Below are 16,888 nucleotides of genomic sequence, written 5' to 3' on the forward strand. Positions count from 1 at the left end.
CAGAAGCCATGAACTGTGCCCGCTCCAGCCCCGATGCTAGCTTGCCCTGACCACTTCGGAGGGCAAGACTTGACCATCAAAAACGCTTTAACACTCAGCACCTGCGCATGGCTTTTATCCGGCTGCGGCACCGCCGCCTCGGTAATGCAAATGGACGCCGACGTCGCCCGCGACATGCGCAAACAGAAAACCTACTGCCAATCGATTCCACGGATCTACAGCGGGCTGGCGTTCGACTTCTGTGTGCTCCACGCGCCCCCTGACCCCTCCGGCGTCCTGGTGCCATTCGTGTTGCTGGACCTGCCATTGTCCGGGGTGCTGGATACGGTGGTGTTGCCGTATACGATTTATCAACAGGTCGTGGATGGCAATATCGGCATCTATTGGCGAACAGATCGCGGGTAACTTTTTTTGCAATTTTCTCTGTTTGAAAACCAGAGCGAGTCGCAAGCGATTGTTGAAGCGGCAGCGCTCTTGTATCCGTCCGGGAGATACAGCGACTACATCGTCTATGTTGATGAAAGCGGTGATCAAGGGATGCAGAAGCTGGATCCCTATTACCCTATATTCGTGCTTGCTTTTTGCGTCTTTCAAAAAAGGCATTACTGCGAAAAGGTCATTCCGGCTGTCCAGAAATTCAAGTTCAACCATATGGGGCACGATCTGATCGTGCTGCATGAGCTGGAGATTCGAAAAGAAAAAGGAGCGTTCTCCAGCCTGTTCACTTCGAGAGTGCACAAGCATGCCTTTCTCGACGAATTGACCGGCATTATCGAGGCCATCAATTTTGTCCTGATCAGTTGCGTTATCGACAAGGCCTTGCTGCGCGAAAAGCAGGCATCTGCGGACAACCCCTACCACTTGGCTCTCGGCTTCTGTCTGGAAACGCTGCATGAGTTTTTGCAGGAAAAGCATCAACATAAAGTGTTAACGCATGTGATTTTCGAGCGGCGAGGCAAGCGGGAGGATAACGAGCTTGAGCTGGAGTTTCGCAGGGTTTGTGGCGGGTCTAACCGATTGGGGGTTCAACTGCCGTTTGACATCGTCTTCGCCACAAAACAAGTCAATTCCACCGGATTGCAGCTGGCTGATCTTGTTGCAAGGCCGATCGGCATGAGTGTTTTGAGGGCGGGTCAGGAAAATCGCGCGTTTGATGTGCTCAGGCGCAAGTTCTATTGCAGCGGTGGGCGGAATAAAGTTGGGAAAGGTTTCGAGAATTGGGGGTTGAAGGTTTTCCCTCCCCCAGAAAGCGAAAAGCCCCGGTGATCTCACCGAGGCATTAGCGCCGACCGGGATCCCCCAGCCCATTTGCACGGAAGTCTATGTTGAGAGGCTCGGGAGTGTCAACGCAAAGGCCGGCCAGTTCCGCTAGAGGCTTGTCGGCGCTTTTACGCTATAATCCCGCCCTTTAGCTGTCTCTCGCCCGGTGCGAGGGCACATCAATTTTCAAGGCGCATCGCGCCTGAATGCAGACTAAAGAGGCTAGACCCTGTGGCATTGACGATTCTTGGCCTGTCCGGCGCCCTTAGCCATGACCCTTCAGCCGCCTTGTACATCGACGGCAAGCTGGTGGCGGCGGCTGAAGAAGAGCGCTTCGTCCGCGATAAGCATGCAAAGAACCGCATGCCCTACGAATCGGCGAAGTTCTGCCTGGAACAGGCCGGTATCAAGCCGTCCGACGTTGACGTGGTGGCGATTCCGTTCGCCCCGATCAGCCTGTTCGGCAAGGCCCGCTGGCACTACGCCAAGCGCTACTGGTACGCGCCGGATCGCGCCCTCGATGCGATCCTGATGGGCAACCGTCGCTACAAGCGCTATCGCAACAAGATCGTCTGGTGCCTGGAGCAACTGGGTTTTGATCCGAAGAAGATCAAGATCGAGCCGGTCGAGCACCACCTGGCTCACGCCTCCAGCGCCTACCACTGCTCGGGTTTCAAAGAGAAAACCGCGATCCTCGGCATCGACGGCAAGGGCGAGTACGCCACGACCTTCTTCGGTTATGGCGAAAACGGCAAGATCCACAAGATCAAGGAATTCTTCGATCCGGACTCCCTCGGCGGCCTGTACGGCGCGATCACCGAGTTCCTCGGTTTCGAGATGCTCGACGGTGAGTTCAAGGTCATGGGCATGGCGCCGTACGGCGATGCCAGCAAATATGATTTCTCGCGTCTGGCCTCGTTCGAGAACGGCGAACTGGTGATCAACACCGACTACGCCAACGTGATCGGCCTGCGTCGCTATAAAGAGAAGGGCAAAGGCTTCTACTTCTCGCCGAAGCTGATCGAGTGGCTGGGTCCGAAGCGTGAAGGTGATATTGCCGACGAACCGTACATCCACTACGCCGCGAGCATGCAAGCGCTGTTCGAGAAACTGGCGTTGCAGATGATCGATTACTACCTGGGCGACGTGCTCAAGGAAACCGGCAAGCTGGCCTTCGCCGGTGGCTGCGCGCTGAACGTCAAGCTGAACCAGAAAATCATCGCCCGCGATGACATCAAGGAACTGTTCGTCCAGCCTGCGTCCGGCGATGCCGGCACCGCGGTCGGCGCAGCAGCCTATGTGTCCCACGCCCGTGGCGTGCCGGTCGAGAAGATGGAACACGTCTACCTCGGCCCGTCGTACAGCAACGAAGACGTGATCGCCGCGTGCGCCCGTCACGAGAACAAGCCGACCTGGCGCAAGCTCGACAACATGCCGGAGCAGATCGCCAAAATCATGGTCGATGGCAACCCGGTGGCCTGGTTCCAGGGCCGCATGGAATTCGGTCCGCGTGCGCTCGGTGGTCGTTCGATCATCGGTTGCCCGAGCGTGGCCGGTGTGGCTGACCGGATCAACCACCAGATCAAGTTCCGCGAGCGCTGGAGGCCTTTCTGCCCGTCGATGCTCGACACCGTTGCGCCACAGATGATCAAGATCGATCACCCGGCGCCGTTCATGACCTTCACTTTCGAAGTGGCGGAAGAGTGGAAGACCCGCGTGCCGGAAGTCGTTCACGAAGACGGCACTTCCCGTGCCCAGGTCCTCAAGCGCGAATACAACCCGCGCTACTACGACATGATGAAGGCGCTGGAAAACCTCACCGGCAACGGCGTGTCGCTGAACACCTCGCTGAACCGTCGTGGTGAACCAATGATCTGCTCGCCGACCGATGCCCTGAACATGTTCTTCGGCTCCGATCTACAGTACCTGATCATGGAAGACATTCTGGTGGTCAAAGAGGGCGCAAACGCTTATGACTCGCTCGGCTGAACGCCATGTGCTGCAGTTCTGTCACGGCTATGACGGGCCGTTCCTCGACTGCGCACGGCAGTACGCCAGCCTGTTCGCGGGCACCGGTTATCGGGTGACCACGGTCTTTCTGACCGGGGCCGCCGACAGCGAGGTGGCCGCAGCGTGTGCTTCCGATGAAGTGTTGTTCATGGAATACAGCTCCAAGGCCATTCGTGGCCTGAAGCTGGGCGCCATCGGTGATCTGCGCAAGATCGCCGCTTCACGCAATTTCAGTTTCTGCATCGCCCATCGCTTCAAGCCGATCTACATCGCCTTGCTCGGCACCTCGCTGCCGGTGATTGGCGTGCACCACGCGTTTGACGATTACAAACGTGGCACGCGCAAGCTGTTCGCGCACATTTTTCGCAAGCGTCTGAGTCTGCTCGGCGTCTCCGATGCCGTGCGCGACGACATGCGGCGCTGCCTGCCGAAATGGCCGTCCACTCGCATCCAGACCTTGTACAACCGCATCGATGTGCCGGCCTTGCAGGCCAGTCAGGTGTCGGCCCGCGAGGCCCGCGAGACCCTCGGTCTGGCGGCGGATGCGTTCATTGTCGGCAACGTCGGACGGCTGCACCCGGACAAGGATCAGGCCACCTTGCTGCACGGTTTTGCCGCGGCGTTACCCGGTCTGCCGGGCAACAGTCAGCTGGTGATTCTCGGCAAGGGCCGTCTGGAACAGGATCTCAAGGAGCTGGCGCGCGAACTGGGCATCGGTGACCGGGTGTTGTTTCTCGGTCAGGTGCCGGACGCGCGCAATTACTTCCGCGCCTTCGATGTGTTTGCCCTGAGCTCCGATCACGAACCGTTCGGCATGGTGCTGCTCGAAGCCATGGCCGCTGGCGTGCCGTTGCTCGCCACTGCCTGTGGCGGGGCCAAGGAAGTGGTCGAAGGCGTGGGGATTCTGTTCCCGCTGGGCGATGCCGAACACCTTGCACAAGGCCTGCAACATTTGGCCGGTATGGATGATCAGCAGCGCCGGCAGTGCGCCGAGCTGATGCTCGATCGCCTGCGTGAGCGTTTCTCCGACCGTGCGGTGCGCGACACCTTCTGGCGTCTGCCGCAAGTTACCGATCTGGCACCGAGGGGCTGATGCTCAACCGATTTCAAGGCTGGCGCGAACGTGGCTGGTCGCCCGTTGACGCCTCCACCTATGCCACCGTCTGGCAGCGATTTGGCGGCAGCGTCGCGACGCATCCTTTGGTAGTCGAGCGTCTGGCTGATCTGGCCGGCATCCCGGTGCGCTATCTGGCCTGGGAGCAGGACGGTGAAGTCAAAGCGGCAATCCCGACCTGGGGCCGCGACCTGGCCCTGTCCAAGGACGTGCTTAAGCGCAACGGCAAGAAAGGTCTGTTCGACCTCGGCAATGCCGAGCTGATCCTGCCGGCCGCGGTCGATGCCCAGGCACCCCTGCGCCATCGCGCACGCTATCTGTCGGCGCTCAACGAAAACCGCTTCAGCGGCCTCAAGTTGCAGACCGAACAATTGGCCATGGCCCGCACCCCCGAAGAACTGTCGAAGAAGTTTCGCTACAACCAGCGCCGCGAACTGCGCCTGCTGGAGGAGGCGGGTGGCGTGGTGCGTCCGGTTGTCGAGTTCTCCAGTGCCGAACTGGCGGCGATCTACTGTGATCTGTTCCAGCGCCGCTGGGGCTTCCCGGCCACCGGCGCGGCGCGCATGGCCGAAGTCATCGAGCTGCTGCGCGAACTGCTGATCGGCTCGGTGATCTTCCTCAATGATGCGCCGATCGCCATTCAACTGGTGTACCGCGTCGAAGCGCCGGAGTGGATCAGCGTCGAGTACATCAACGGCGGCGTCGATCCCGAAACCCGCGAATTCAGCCCCGGCAGCGTGTTGAGCTTCCTCAATACTCAAAGCGCCTGGGAACACGCGCGAGCACTGAACAAGCCGCTGCGGTTTTCCTTCGGTCGCGCCGACCGTGAATACAAGGATCGCTGGTGCAATCCTGTGCCGGTGTTCACCGTATGAGTCAGCCCATGAGCCGCAAACAGCAACTGCTCAAGCGTCATCGTCGCAATAAACGCATTACCTTGCTGATCGCCCTGAGCGTGTTGATCGCGCTCGGTGTGCTGGTCGCGTGGTGGTTGCCGCTGGTGCTCGCGGTGGTTGGCTGGGTCGCCCATGAAGCGTGGTTTGCCGATCACCTGTTCTATTCGCCGAAAGACGATTATCAGTACAGCTTTCCGCCGTTTACACCGCAGCCGAAGGTGCATTTGAGCGGCGAGCAATTGCGTCTGGATGAAGGCGTGATGCTGGTCGACGAAGCGACGTTGATCCTCGCGGTAAAGGTTAAAAGCACCTGGCTGGGACGGTTCTTTGATCCGCGCGTCGAACTGCTCGGCGGGACGCATCCAGATTCGCAAACCTTCGAGCGCGCGGTCAATGGCCTGCGTTACCTGAACCTCAGCGGTCAGGCGCAAGCTCTGGCGCAAGGCCAGTTGCGCTTGCGCGGGCGCTTCTGCCGGGTCTCCGGCGAGCCGGTGCTGTGGGCACTGGAGCAACCGGACTATCGCCGTCAGCGGGTGATGGTGATCGCCCCGCACGCCGACGATGCCGAGCTGGCCGCCTATGGCTTGTACAGCCAGACCGACGAAGCCTGGATCGTCACCCTGACCGCTGGCGAGATCGAAGCCGAACATTATCAGCAGATGGGCATGAGCAAGGTCGAGGCCGCGCGGCTCAAGGGCCGTCTGCGTGCCTGGGACAGCCTCGCCGTGCCGCGTTGGGCCGGTGTGCCGCAGGAACACTGCGTGCAACTCGGTTACTTTTGCCTGCAACTGGCGGCGATGCAGGCCGCGCCGAATCAGGCGGTGGGCTCGCGTGAAGCCGACCTGAACGACACGCGCCTGTTTCGTCAGTTGAATCCGTTCACTCTGCCGGGCGATGCCGACGGCGCGCCGACCTGGAACAACCTGCTGGCCGACTTGCGTGAAGTGCTGTTGCGCGCCCGTCCAGAGGTGATCGTGCTGCCGCACCCGACTCTCGATCCGCACCCTGACCATATCTGCGCCCAGCAAGCGGTTTTGCAGGCGCTCCAAGGCCTCGACTGGCAGCCGACGCTGCTCGGTTACGCCAACCACTTGCACGACAACGACCGCTGGCCGATGGGCAACACCGGGCAGGGCATTGCCTTGCCGCCGGCCTTCGATGCGGCGGTGCCGATGCAGCCTTTGTGCCTGCCGCTGTCCATCGAGCTGCAACGGGACAAGGCCATGGCGCTGGGCATGATGCATGACCTGCAGCCGCCGGCACCGTTCAAGCGTCGCCTGCGCCGGGTTATCCAGCGTGTGCTCGCCGGGCGGGCTGGGTCGGTGTACGGCGAAAACGAATTTTTTCGAAAAGCAGTCAGGCGCCAGGAGTTGTTCTGGCTACTGAGGCACGGTGAGACAGGCGTCCAGCGGGGAGAGTCATGAGTCAACGGTTCAAGGTGTTGCAGCTGCAACCCGACTACAACGTCAAAGCCCATGACTTTGCCGACCTCGCCGAGCAGATCGTCAAGGCGCTGCCGAGCGATCGCTATGAGATCACCGCGGCTTTCCTGCGCGGCAAACCGGGGCCGGGCGAGCCGGTGAGCCGGGCCGACCATTCGGTGTACTTCGAGTTTTCCGACAAGTCGCTCAAGGGCATGCGCCTGCGGGCGATGTGGCAGTTGTACAAGTTCTGCCGCCGGGAAAAGTTCGACGTGGTGATCTGCAACCGCTTCAAACCGGTGAACATGATGCTGGCGCTCAACCGCTGGTTGAAGGTGCCGCTGTGCATTGGCATCTCCCACGGTTTCGGTGAATACGACCGCTTTTACCGACGACGCCAGACCCAGCGTCTGATCGATCGACACTGGCGCTTCGTTGGCGTGTCACCCGCGGTCAAACAGTACCTGCTCGATTGTGACTGCGGCTTCACCGACCAGAACACCTACGCCATCACCAATGCCATCGACATCGAGCAGGCCGAGGGCTTGCAGCACAGCCGCGAAAAAGCTCGCGAGTTGTTGGGCCTCGACCCGAATGTGCGTTTGATCGGTGCGTTGGGGCGGCTGGTGTCGGTCAAGGGCCACACCTATCTGCTGCAAGCCTTTGCCGCATTGAAGGACAAATACCCGAACACCCAGTTGGCGATCATCGGTGCCGGGCGCCTGCAGGCACCGCTGGCGGCCGAGATCGAGCAACTGGGCCTGAGCGGTCGCGCGCACCTGCTGGGCTTCAAGGAAAACGCTCTGCAATACGTGCGTGCGTTCGACATCTGGACCATGCCGTCGCTGGCCGAAGGCCTGGGCCTGGCCTTGCTCGAAGGCATGAGCGGCCATTTGCCGGTGATCGCTTCGAACGTGCCGGCAATGTTGCCGCTGATCGAAGGTGCCGGTGGTCTGGCGATCACGCCCAAAGACGTACCGAGTCTGGTCGCCGCGCTGGATAACTATCTGGCGCTGTCGGACGACGAGCTCAAGGCCAAGGGCGAACAGGCCTACCGTTATCTGCAGGAACAGCACGACATCGAGGTGTTCCGTCAGGAATACCTGGACCTGATCGAATCCGGCCTGGAGCAGGCTCGCAAGGAGCAGCCGTGAGCGAAGAACAAGTCATGAGCGAAGCCAACGCCCTCGTCACCGTGATCATCGCCTCTTACAACCACGGCCCGTACATTGAGGAAAGCATCCTCAGTGTCCTCAGCCAGAGCTACAAGAACATCGAGTTGCTGGTGGTCGACGACGGTTCGAAGGACGACAGCGTCGAGCGCATCAGCGCGTTGCAGGCGCAGTACGGCTTCGATTTCCGTGTGCAGCAGAATCAGGGCCTGACCAATACCCTCAACGGCGCGATCGCCCGTTCGAAGGGCAGCCTGATTGTGCCGTTCGGCTCCGACGACATCATGTACCCCGAACGTATTGCCACCCAGGTGGCGTACATGGACGGCAAGCCTGAAGTCGGGATCTGTGCCGGCAATATCGAGCTGATGCACGCCGACGGCAGTCTTTACCCGGAGAAACGTCAGCGCCGCGACGTGCCGTTTCGCCGCCTCGATTTCGACGACATGTTTCTTGAACGCAAGCCGTATCCGCCAGCACCGACGTTGATGATCCGTCGTGAGGCGCTGGAAAAGGTGGGAGGGTTTGATCCGACGATTCGTCTTGAAGACCTGTACATTGAGCTCAAGGTGACCCGTGCTGGCTACTTCATCGACGGTTTGAACGTGGTGATGGCGCGTTACCGCAAGCACGCCACCAACTCGTACAAGAATCATCGTTTCATGATCGAGAACATCCTGCGCACCTATGCGCTGTTCAGCGATCATCCGCTGTACGACGAAGTGCGCTTCAAGGCGCTGAACTCGATGTTCCTCAAGACCGCCAACCGTAATCGCAAGCTGGCACGCGAGCTGCTGGCGCAGATCCCGTTCAAGGCCTGGAACAAGAAGACCTGGCGCGGACTGGGGCGTTTACTCTTTTCCCCGCTGGAAAAGGACTGAGGCAGCGGTCGCTCGCGCTCAGCGGGCGACCTTCTCCGGCAAGCGCTTTTCGCCCTTCTGACGCTGGCGCAGCCAATGCACAACCTTCTTGCCGGCAGCCATGCCCGGCTGCTCGATATAGAGGAACGTCGCGCTGCTGATCAGAATCAGCAAGCAGGTGCAGACGGCCACCAGGGGCAGGTACACCGCCGTTTCCCGCGCATCGATATTCAGCAGCAGCGGCAGCCGTTGCACCATCAGCCACAGGACGAACCCGTGCAGCAGATAGGTGCTGTAGCTAATTTCGCCTAGCCAGCGAATGCTGCGTGGTTTCAGCGCGCCGAACAGATTATTGCCGGACGCCACGATCACGAAAAACAACCCCAGCAAAAACAGCGGTGCAGTCTTGAATGCACGACTGAACGCGGTGAACGCAATCACCAGCGCGAGCACGGCGATGATGCTCGCCAGACGCGACTGGCTCCACGCCACGAGCGCCGGCCGGCGAATCCAGTAGGCGGCGGCGATGCCACCGAGGAAGCTCGCCAGAAAGTGTTTCTTCAGCGAATGTTCCCAGCCGATGACCTGGTACAGCGTGTAGATGCCGATCAGGCACAGCACCACCTGCAACCAGCTGCCGCGGTAGATGAACACCAGCCCGGCCAATGGCAGCGCCATGTAGAAAAACACCTCATAGGCCAGCGTCCAGGTGACGTTGGATATCAGCATGCCGGAGTGGCGGTACTGGTTGATGTCCGGGCGGTCGAACGTCAGCCAGGCGAGGATCTGCTTGAACAGCTCCAGGCCAGGCTCCTTCATTTGCCAGTCCTGCAAGTGGAAGATCGAGACGAACACCAGCAGCATCAGCGGCAGATAAAGCGGATACAGGCGAAATACCCGTGACACGCCGAAGGCCAGCCAGTCATGGTTGCGTCCCTGCGCGAGCAGGCGGCTCCAGAACAGAAAACCGGTGATCATGAAGAACAGCGCGACGCTGCCTTGACCCAGCATCGAATAGAAGTTGCTCGGCGGAAAGTCGATCACCCCGGTGCGCAAGAAGATCCAGGTAATGACCGAGTGGTGCACGAACACACCAAACGCCAGATAGCCACGCAGGCCGTCGATGCTGGCATATCGACTTTCGCCGGAATGCTGCAGGTGCCGAGCGATTTTCGGCACCGCACGCAACAGCAGGGCGGAAGTGACGATGGCCAGCAGATAGGCTGCCAGCGCGATAAGCGGATTGGTTTCGATCATCAATGAACCCGAGCCGGGGTGTTGCCGGCCAGCACTTGCCTGTGCAGATTTTCAACCGCGGATTTAGACGCCGTCATGGCGTACCCCTGGAGCAACGCATCGAGGTGATCCTCGAACAACCAGCGTTTGTCGACAGTGTAACGTTGCATATGACGCAAATTGCGTTGGCGCAGGGAAAGACTGAGCGGAGTAGGGTAGATTCGCAGGTCGGCCAGATCGATCAGGCCGAACTCGCCGTCTTCCAGTACCAGTACGTTGCCCAGGTGCAGCGAGCGGAAATAAACGCCTTTCTCGTGCAGTTGCGCCATGAATTTGCCAAAGCGCTCCACCAGCGCCTGGCGCACCGCTGGAGCGGTAATGCTCTGCAGCACCTGACGCAGCGTGTGCCCCGGCAACGGCGCGTAATGCACAGCGCTGCTGCCATCGTCGAGACGGTACAGATTCAATATTTGCGGGGTCGGGATGCCCATCTGACGAAGTTGTTCGCTGTTGACCGCGAAACGTTCGGAGTAGGGATTGAAGCTGCCGGAGGTGTACCAGCGGCGACGGCGGAACAGCTTGAGGAAACTGCCGTCGGTCAGGCGCAGGACTTTCGGGCCGAGGCCATCTTCTTCAATGATCTGGGCCGTGCTGCTCATGTGCTCCAGGTCAGCGGTCGCAAGCTTTTGCACCGGCTGGGTCAACAGGCGCCGCGCGCGTTGATTGATGCTCAACGCTGCGATCAGTGCCAGCGGGATCCACAACAGGAACCAGTGTTCCTTGGGCCGCGAAATGATCCCGCCGCCTTCGGTCAGCCCGGCGCCGATACCGAATACCAGCCAGGTCGAGGCTATGATCAGCAGTGGCTGCACGCGCTGGCGCCAACTGCTCAGCAGGCCCCACAGCAGGAAGAACAGCCAGGGCAGCAAGCCGATGATGCCGACGTAATACAGCACACCCAGGATAAAGCTGTGCGGCTCCTGAAAGCTGATGCCGTTACCGGGGTCTACGGCAAGGCTGGCGCTGTAGCCATGACCGATCCATGGATGATCGGCAATCATGTGCAGTACCTTCTGCCAGATTTCCAGACGATAGGAGTCGCCACGTTCGGTGATCATCTGCGAAAACTGCGTAATGACTGCTACGCCGCTCAGGACCAGCGCGATCAGTAACCCCATCGAGCGTCTGTTCCAGCAGATGAAGCACAGCCACAGCGCCGCCATGGTCAGTGCCACCAACGGCGTCCGGGAACCGGTGCCGATCACGGCCATGAACATGATTGCCATCGCCGGCAAGCTGAGCCACATCATCTGGCGACGTTTGCAGGTCATGGTCACGCTCAGCCAGTAGGCACTGAAGAAGCCGAACAGGTGCGAGCTGAGCAACGGGTTATCGAAGGCACCACCGCCGATCAGGCGCATGCCCGGCTCATAAACCCGGGCGAACATGAACAGGAAAATGGTCGTGGCAATCAGCGCGACCAACGCGGCGCCGAACAGCAAGGGTTGCAGGATGTCGCTGCGGTAGCGCACCAGCAGGTAGCAGCCGGCAAACAGCAGCAAGGTATGCAGTGGCGGCTTGAACATTCCGCCGAGCGGCTCCCCGCCCGGCCCCCAGGCGAGGCTGAGCAACGCCCAGGCGGCGAACAGCAGAGCCGCGATGAAAATCGGCTCGCGCAGCAGCTCCTTGAGTTCGCGCGGGCGCAGGCACAGCGCGATCAGTGTCGGAATGCTGAACAGGCCATAGAACAACTTGTGATGCAGACTTCGACCCGGCAAGAAGAACAGCGCGCACAGGAGCAGGAAATAACCGGTGGGAAGAATCCACAGGCTAATGAAATCGAAAATCCGATTGGACGTACTGCTGAAGCCGCGAAGTTGCATGCTGTGAGATTCATTCCTGAGGTTGATCGACCATTCGAGTGATGGCTATTTGATGCAGAAGAGGTGCATAACAATAACAGCCTTTCGCCGATTGCCAGAACCCTGAAGAAGCTGTGCTAAAGTCAGCGTCCTTTTTATCGACTTTCGCGTGATATGACCGATTCCAGTCCCGCCGCAAGCCCATCGAGCTTGAAAATCTACTTCCGCCTGCTCGGCTATGTCCGGCCGTACATCAGTCTGTTCCTGATCAGCATCGTCGGCTTTCTGATTTTCGCCTCGACGCAACCGATGCTTGGCTACATCCTCAAGTACTTTGTCGATGGCCTGTCCAACCCTGAAGCGGTGCTGTTTCCCTCCGTGCCCTACCTGCGTGACCTGCAACTGTTGCAGGCCGTACCGCTGCTGATCATCCTGATCGCCGCGTGGCAGGGGCTGGGCTCCTATCTGGGCAACTATTTCCTGGCCAAGGTTTCCCTGGGGCTGGTGCATGACTTGCGTGTGCAGTTGTTCAACAACCTGTTGGTGCTGCCTAACCGCTATTTCGACAAGCATAACTCCGGTCATCTGATTTCGCGTATCACCTTCAACGTGACGATGGTCACGGGGGCGGCAACAGATGCGATCAAGGTCGTAATCCGTGAAGGCATGACGGTGATCTTCCTGTTTGCCTCGCTGTTGTTCATGAACTGGAAGCTGACCCTGGTGATGGTGGCGATCCTGCCGCTGATCGCCGTAATGGTGCGCACCGCCAGCAAAAAATTCCGCAAGCAGAGCAAGAAGATCCAGCTGGCGATGGGCGATGTCACGCATGTGGCCTCGGAAACCATCCAGGGTTATCGCGTGGTTCGCAGCTTCGGCGGCGAGGCCTATGAAGAAAAGCGCTTCCTCGATGCCAGCCAGGGCAACACCGACAAGCAACTGCGCATGACTCGCACGGGTGCGATCTACACGCCGATGCTGCAACTGGTGATCTACACCGCCATGGCCGTGCTGATGTTCCTGGTGCTGTACCTGCGCGGTGACGCCTCGGCCGGTGACATGGTCGCCTACATCACGCTGGCGGGCCTGTTGCCCAAGCCGATCCGTCAATTGTCCGAAGTCAGCTCGACCATTCAGAAAGGCGTGGCCGGTGCCGAGAGCATTTTCGAGCAACTGGACGTCGAGCCGGAAGTCGATACCGGCACCGTCGAGCGCGATGCGGTGAGTGGCCGTCTGGACGTGCGCAACCTCAGCTTCACCTACCCTGGCACCGAACGCCAGGTGCTGGACGACATCAGTTTCTCGGTCCAGCCAGGGCAGATGGTCGCACTGGTCGGGCGTTCGGGCAGCGGCAAGTCGACGCTGGCCAACCTGATTCCGCGTTTCTATCACCACGACAAGGGCGAAATCCTCATCGACGATGTGGAAGTCGAACAGTACAAACTGCTCAACCTGCGTCGTCACATCGCTCAGGTGACTCAGCACGTCACTCTGTTCAGCGACACCGTGGCCAACAACATCGCTTATGGCGATCTGGCCGGTGCGCCGCGTGAAGACATTGAAAAAGCCGCGCGTGATGCCTACGCGATGGACTTCATTTCGCAGTTGCCGCAAGGCCTGGACACTCAGGTCGGCGAGAACGGCGTCTTGCTTTCCGGTGGCCAGCGCCAGCGTCTGGCGATTGCCCGTGCGTTGCTGAAGAATGCACCGCTGCTGATTCTCGACGAGGCCACCTCGGCACTCGACACCGAGTCCGAACGGCACATTCAGGCGGCACTGGATCAGGTGATGAAGGGGCGTACCACGCTGGTGATCGCTCACCGTCTGTCGACCATCGAGAAGGCCGACCTGATTCTGGTCATGGATCAGGGGCGCATCGTCGAGCGCGGCACCCACGACCAGTTGCTGGCGCAAAATGGTTACTACGCGCGCCTCAACGCCATGGGCCTCGATGCCCCGGCCGAAGATATCGCCTGACTCCAGGCCCTGCCCTGTGGGAGCGAGCCTGCTCGCTCCCACCGTCGTTTGTATCCAGACCTTTACCCTTCTTGACCAAACCGGAATAAATCCGGGCACCGCGCTTGTTAAGGTTCCTCAACGAACTCTGACTTCCATCGAGGGGGCCATCCCCGTCGCGCGGGTGCTTTCATGCTGCAACGCTATCTCTGGAAACTGCTGCCCAAGCCACAGCGGGCTTTTCTGCTCGGGCGCCTGTCGGTGGTCGATCGGCAGGTGGTGAACAAGTCGATGTCGGCCAACCTGACGTTTCCTCAGGCCTTCCAGCAGCGCTCCTGCCTGTTTATCCATGTTCCGAAATGCGCCGGCAGCAGCGTTTGCACGGCGCTGTTCGACGGCTGGCGACCCGGGCACTTGCCGCTGTATTGGTATGAAGAGCAGTTTCCCGAGCAGTTCGCCCACGCCTTCAAGTTCGCTTTTGTTCGCGACCCGCTGGAACGCGCCTATTCGGCCTACGCCTTTTTGCGTGGCAACGAGTTGAGCGCGCGTGACCATATGGCGCAACGGTTGGTGCGGCAGTACCGGGATTTCGACGCTTTTGTCGCGCGCTGGCTGCATCCGGAAACGATTGCCCGGCAATTGCACTTTGCCGCGCAGACCGACTTTCTGACGGACTCGCTGGGGCATCTGGCGCTGGACTTCATCGGTTATCAGGAACACCTGACGCGGGATTTTCGTCTGGTTTGCGAACAGTTGGGGCTGACTGGCGAGTTGCCTCACGTCAACGGCTCGCGGGAACGGCAATCATTGCCGGCGCGGGAGTTCTGTACGGTGCGCACCCGGCGTCTGGTGCGTCGGGTTTATCAGCGTGATTACGAGTTGCTCGGGTATGAATGAGTCCCTGCCACTGCCGCTACAGACGCTCGCCATTCGGCCTTACGGTCTGGCGCTCTCGCACCAGGCCCGGGCAGCGCTCAAGGCACAACACCCACGCTGCGTGTGGTTGACCGGATTTTCCGGCGCCGGCAAGTCAACCCTGGCCAATGCCCTCGAACTGCACCTGCATGCGTCGGGTCTGCACACGTTTTTGCTCGATGGCGACAATGTGCGCAATGGCCTGTGCCGCGACCTGGGCATGAGCGACCTCTGCCGCCGGGAAAACATCCGGCGTATGGCCGAGGTGGCGCGGTTGATGGTCGACGCCGGGCTGATTGTGATCGTTGCGGCCATTTCGCCGTTCCGCGCCGAACGCGACGCCGCGCGCAGGCTGTTTGCCCAGGATGAGTTCATTGAAGTCCACGTCAGCACTTCGCTCGAAGTCTGCGCCCGTCGCGATCCGAAAGGTTTGTATCAGGCCGTACGGGAAGGGCGGATCACGCACTTTACGGGCGTGGACAGTCCTTACGAAGCGCCATTGGCAGCCGAGTGGCAAATCGACACCGAGGCGCTGGAATTGTCCGAAGCCTGTGGACAACTGGCGGCACTGGTGCTCAAAAAATAAGCAAAGTAACGGACTGTTTCATCCTGTTGCAGGCTGCACGCAAGCCTGCGCCAACCCTGTGTTAATATCGCGCCCCTGTTCATTTTGTATGTGGGTTGCTCCATGAAGTTGTCCATGCCGCGATTCGATCAAGCCCCAGTCTTGGTGGTCGGCGATGTCATGCTCGACCGTTACTGGCATGGTGGAACCTCACGGATTTCCCCTGAGGCACCGGTACCGGTCGTAAAAGTCGAGCAAATCGAAGACCGCCCGGGCGGTGCTGCCAACGTTGCCTTGAACATTGCCGCGCTGGGTGCGCCGGCGTCGCTGGTCGGTGTGACCGGCGACGACGAAGCCGCCGACAGCCTGAGCAACAGTCTCAAGGGTGCGGGCGTACGCGCGCTGTTCCAGCGCATCGCGCACCAGCCGACCATCGTCAAACTGCGGGTCATGAGCCGGCACCAGCAGTTGCTGCGTATCGACTTCGAAGAACCGTTTGCCACCGATGCGCTGGCCCTGGCCTCGCAGGTCGATGATCTGCTCGAAGGCATCAAGGTGCTGGTGCTGTCGGACTACGGCAAAGGCGCGCTGAAGAACCATCAGGCCTTGATTCAGGCGGCCCGGGCCAAAGGCATTCCGGTGCTGGCCGATCCCAAGGGCAAGGATTTTTCGATCTACCGTGGTGCGAGCCTGATCACGCCGAACCTCAGCGAATTCGAAGCCATCGTTGGCGGGTGCGCCGATGAGCACGAGCTGGTGAGCAAGGGCGCGGCCCTGATGCACGATCTCGAACTCGGCGCGCTGCTGGTCACCCGTGGTGAACACGGCATGACCTTGCTGCGCCCGGAGCATCCGGCGCTGCACTTGCCGGCCCGTGCCCGTGAAGTGTTCGATGTGACCGGTGCCGGCGACACGGTGATTTCCACCCTGGCGGCGGCGATCGCTGCCGGTGAAGAGCTGCCGCACGCGGTGGCGCTGGCCAATCTGGCGGCGGGCATCGTGGTCGGCAAACTCGGTACTGCGGCGATCAGCGCCCCGGAACTGCGCCGCGCGATTCAGCGTGAAGAAGGTTCGGAGCGTGGGGTGCTAGGTCTGGAACAGCTGGTGCTGGCAGTGGCCGATGCCCGTGCGCATAACGAGCGCATCGTCTTCACCAACGGCTGCTTCGACATTCTGCATGCCGGGCACGTGACCTACCTCGAGCAGGCGCGCGCCCAGGGCGACCGTCTGATCGTGGCGATCAACGATGACGCCTCCGTCAGCCGTCTGAAAGGGCCGGGACGTCCGATCAACAGTGTCGACCGACGCATGGCGGTACTCGCCGGCCTCGGTGCGGTGGACTGGGTGATCAGCTTCCCCGAAGGCACCCCGGAAAACCTGCTGCGCGAGGTCAAGCCGGATGTGCTGGTCAAGGGCGGTGATTACGGTATCGACCAGGTTGTTGGTGCCGATATCGTCAAGGCTTACGGCGGCACGGTGAAAGTGCTGGGTCTGGTGGAAAACAGCTCGACGACGGCGATCGTGGAGAAAATCCGCGGTAACTGATTCAAGCTAAAAAGATCGCCGCCTGCGGTGTAGTGGTTCAGTTTTTTTAAACCACTCCGTAGGAGTATTAGGCCGC

Annotated in this window: 14 protein-coding genes; 12 read left to right on the top strand and 2 right to left on the bottom strand. The window is 60.3% G+C overall.

Annotation, left to right across the window (positions count from 1 at the left end; translation table 11 throughout):
- Nucleotides 1–69 precede the first annotated feature (69 nt).
- The 8 genes from V3W27_RS13600 to V3W27_RS13635 all read left to right on the top strand — a co-directional run bounded on the left by V3W27_RS13600 (nucleotide 70) and on the right by V3W27_RS13635 (nucleotide 8,754).
- Nucleotides 70–405, top strand: a complete 336-nt coding sequence (locus V3W27_RS13600) for a YceK/YidQ family lipoprotein (protein ID WP_330206805.1) — start codon at nucleotides 70–72, stop codon at nucleotides 403–405.
- Between the two features lie 6 nt (nucleotides 406–411).
- Nucleotides 412–1,266, top strand: a complete 855-nt coding sequence (locus V3W27_RS13605) for a DUF3800 domain-containing protein (RefSeq protein WP_150369514.1) — start codon at nucleotides 412–414, stop codon at nucleotides 1,264–1,266.
- Nucleotides 1,267–1,491: 225 nt separating this feature from the next.
- Nucleotides 1,492–3,249: a carbamoyltransferase family protein gene (locus V3W27_RS13610; protein ID WP_007967355.1), complete on the top strand. Its 1,758-nt coding sequence runs from the start codon at nucleotides 1,492–1,494 to the stop codon at nucleotides 3,247–3,249.
- Nucleotides 3,233–4,363 (top strand): glycosyltransferase, encoded by a 1,131-nt coding sequence (locus V3W27_RS13615; RefSeq protein WP_027611372.1) that lies wholly within the window; start codon nucleotides 3,233–3,235, stop codon nucleotides 4,361–4,363. The genes V3W27_RS13610 and V3W27_RS13615 overlap by 17 nt, the downstream gene beginning before the upstream one ends.
- Complete coding sequence (locus V3W27_RS13620; protein ID WP_330206806.1) at nucleotides 4,363–5,259, top strand: antimicrobial resistance protein Mig-14; 897 nt, start codon at nucleotides 4,363–4,365, stop codon at nucleotides 5,257–5,259. Before V3W27_RS13615 ends, V3W27_RS13620 begins: the two co-directional genes overlap by 1 nt.
- Before the next feature lie 8 nt (nucleotides 5,260–5,267).
- Complete coding sequence (locus V3W27_RS13625; protein WP_330206807.1) at nucleotides 5,268–6,704, top strand: PIG-L family deacetylase; 1,437 nt, start codon at nucleotides 5,268–5,270, stop codon at nucleotides 6,702–6,704.
- A complete protein-coding gene (locus tag V3W27_RS13630; protein WP_330206808.1) occupies nucleotides 6,701–7,855 on the top strand; it encodes a glycosyltransferase family 4 protein in 1,155 nt (384 codons plus the stop codon). The genes V3W27_RS13625 and V3W27_RS13630 overlap by 4 nt, the downstream gene beginning before the upstream one ends.
- Nucleotides 7,856–7,869: 14 nt before the next feature.
- On the top strand, nucleotides 7,870–8,754 hold the full coding sequence (locus tag V3W27_RS13635; protein WP_330206816.1) for a glycosyltransferase: 885 nt from the start codon (nucleotides 7,870–7,872) through the stop codon (nucleotides 8,752–8,754).
- Nucleotides 8,755–8,772: 18 nt separating this feature from the next.
- Here V3W27_RS13635 and V3W27_RS13640 read toward each other — a convergent pair whose 3' ends face one another.
- Entirely contained in the window at nucleotides 8,773–9,990 is a 1,218-nt protein-coding gene (locus tag V3W27_RS13640; RefSeq protein WP_330206809.1) for an acyltransferase family protein, read from the bottom strand.
- Complete coding sequence (locus V3W27_RS13645; protein ID WP_330206810.1) at nucleotides 9,990–11,852, bottom strand: O-antigen ligase family protein; 1,863 nt, start codon at nucleotides 11,850–11,852, stop codon at nucleotides 9,990–9,992. The genes V3W27_RS13640 and V3W27_RS13645 overlap by 1 nt, the downstream gene beginning before the upstream one ends.
- Nucleotides 11,853–12,005: 153 nt before the next feature.
- On the opposite strand from V3W27_RS13645, the gene msbA reads away from it, so the two are divergent.
- The 4 genes from msbA (at nucleotide 12,006) to hldE (ending at nucleotide 16,812) form a co-directional block, all read left to right on the top strand.
- Nucleotides 12,006–13,808 (top strand): lipid A export permease/ATP-binding protein MsbA, encoded by a 1,803-nt coding sequence (msbA, locus tag V3W27_RS13650; protein ID WP_027611379.1) that lies wholly within the window; start codon nucleotides 12,006–12,008, stop codon nucleotides 13,806–13,808.
- A 171-nt stretch (nucleotides 13,809–13,979) separates the two neighbouring features.
- The gene (locus V3W27_RS13655; protein ID WP_330206811.1) at nucleotides 13,980–14,684 is read left to right on the top strand and encodes a sulfotransferase family 2 domain-containing protein; all 705 of its coding nucleotides are present in this window, start codon (nucleotides 13,980–13,982) and stop codon (nucleotides 14,682–14,684) included.
- Nucleotides 14,677–15,288, top strand: a complete 612-nt coding sequence (cysC, locus tag V3W27_RS13660; protein WP_330206812.1) for an adenylyl-sulfate kinase — start codon at nucleotides 14,677–14,679, stop codon at nucleotides 15,286–15,288. The genes V3W27_RS13655 and cysC overlap by 8 nt, the downstream gene beginning before the upstream one ends.
- A 102-nt stretch (nucleotides 15,289–15,390) precedes the next feature.
- Nucleotides 15,391–16,812: a bifunctional D-glycero-beta-D-manno-heptose-7-phosphate kinase/D-glycero-beta-D-manno-heptose 1-phosphate adenylyltransferase HldE gene (gene hldE, locus V3W27_RS13665; protein ID WP_103368225.1), complete on the top strand. Its 1,422-nt coding sequence runs from the start codon at nucleotides 15,391–15,393 to the stop codon at nucleotides 16,810–16,812.
- Nucleotides 16,813–16,888: the final 76 nt, after the last annotated feature.

The sequence above is a fragment of the Pseudomonas sp. AM14(2022) genome, from assembly GCF_036346455.1.
GTDB lineage: Bacteria > Pseudomonadota > Gammaproteobacteria > Pseudomonadales > Pseudomonadaceae > Aquipseudomonas > Aquipseudomonas putida_A.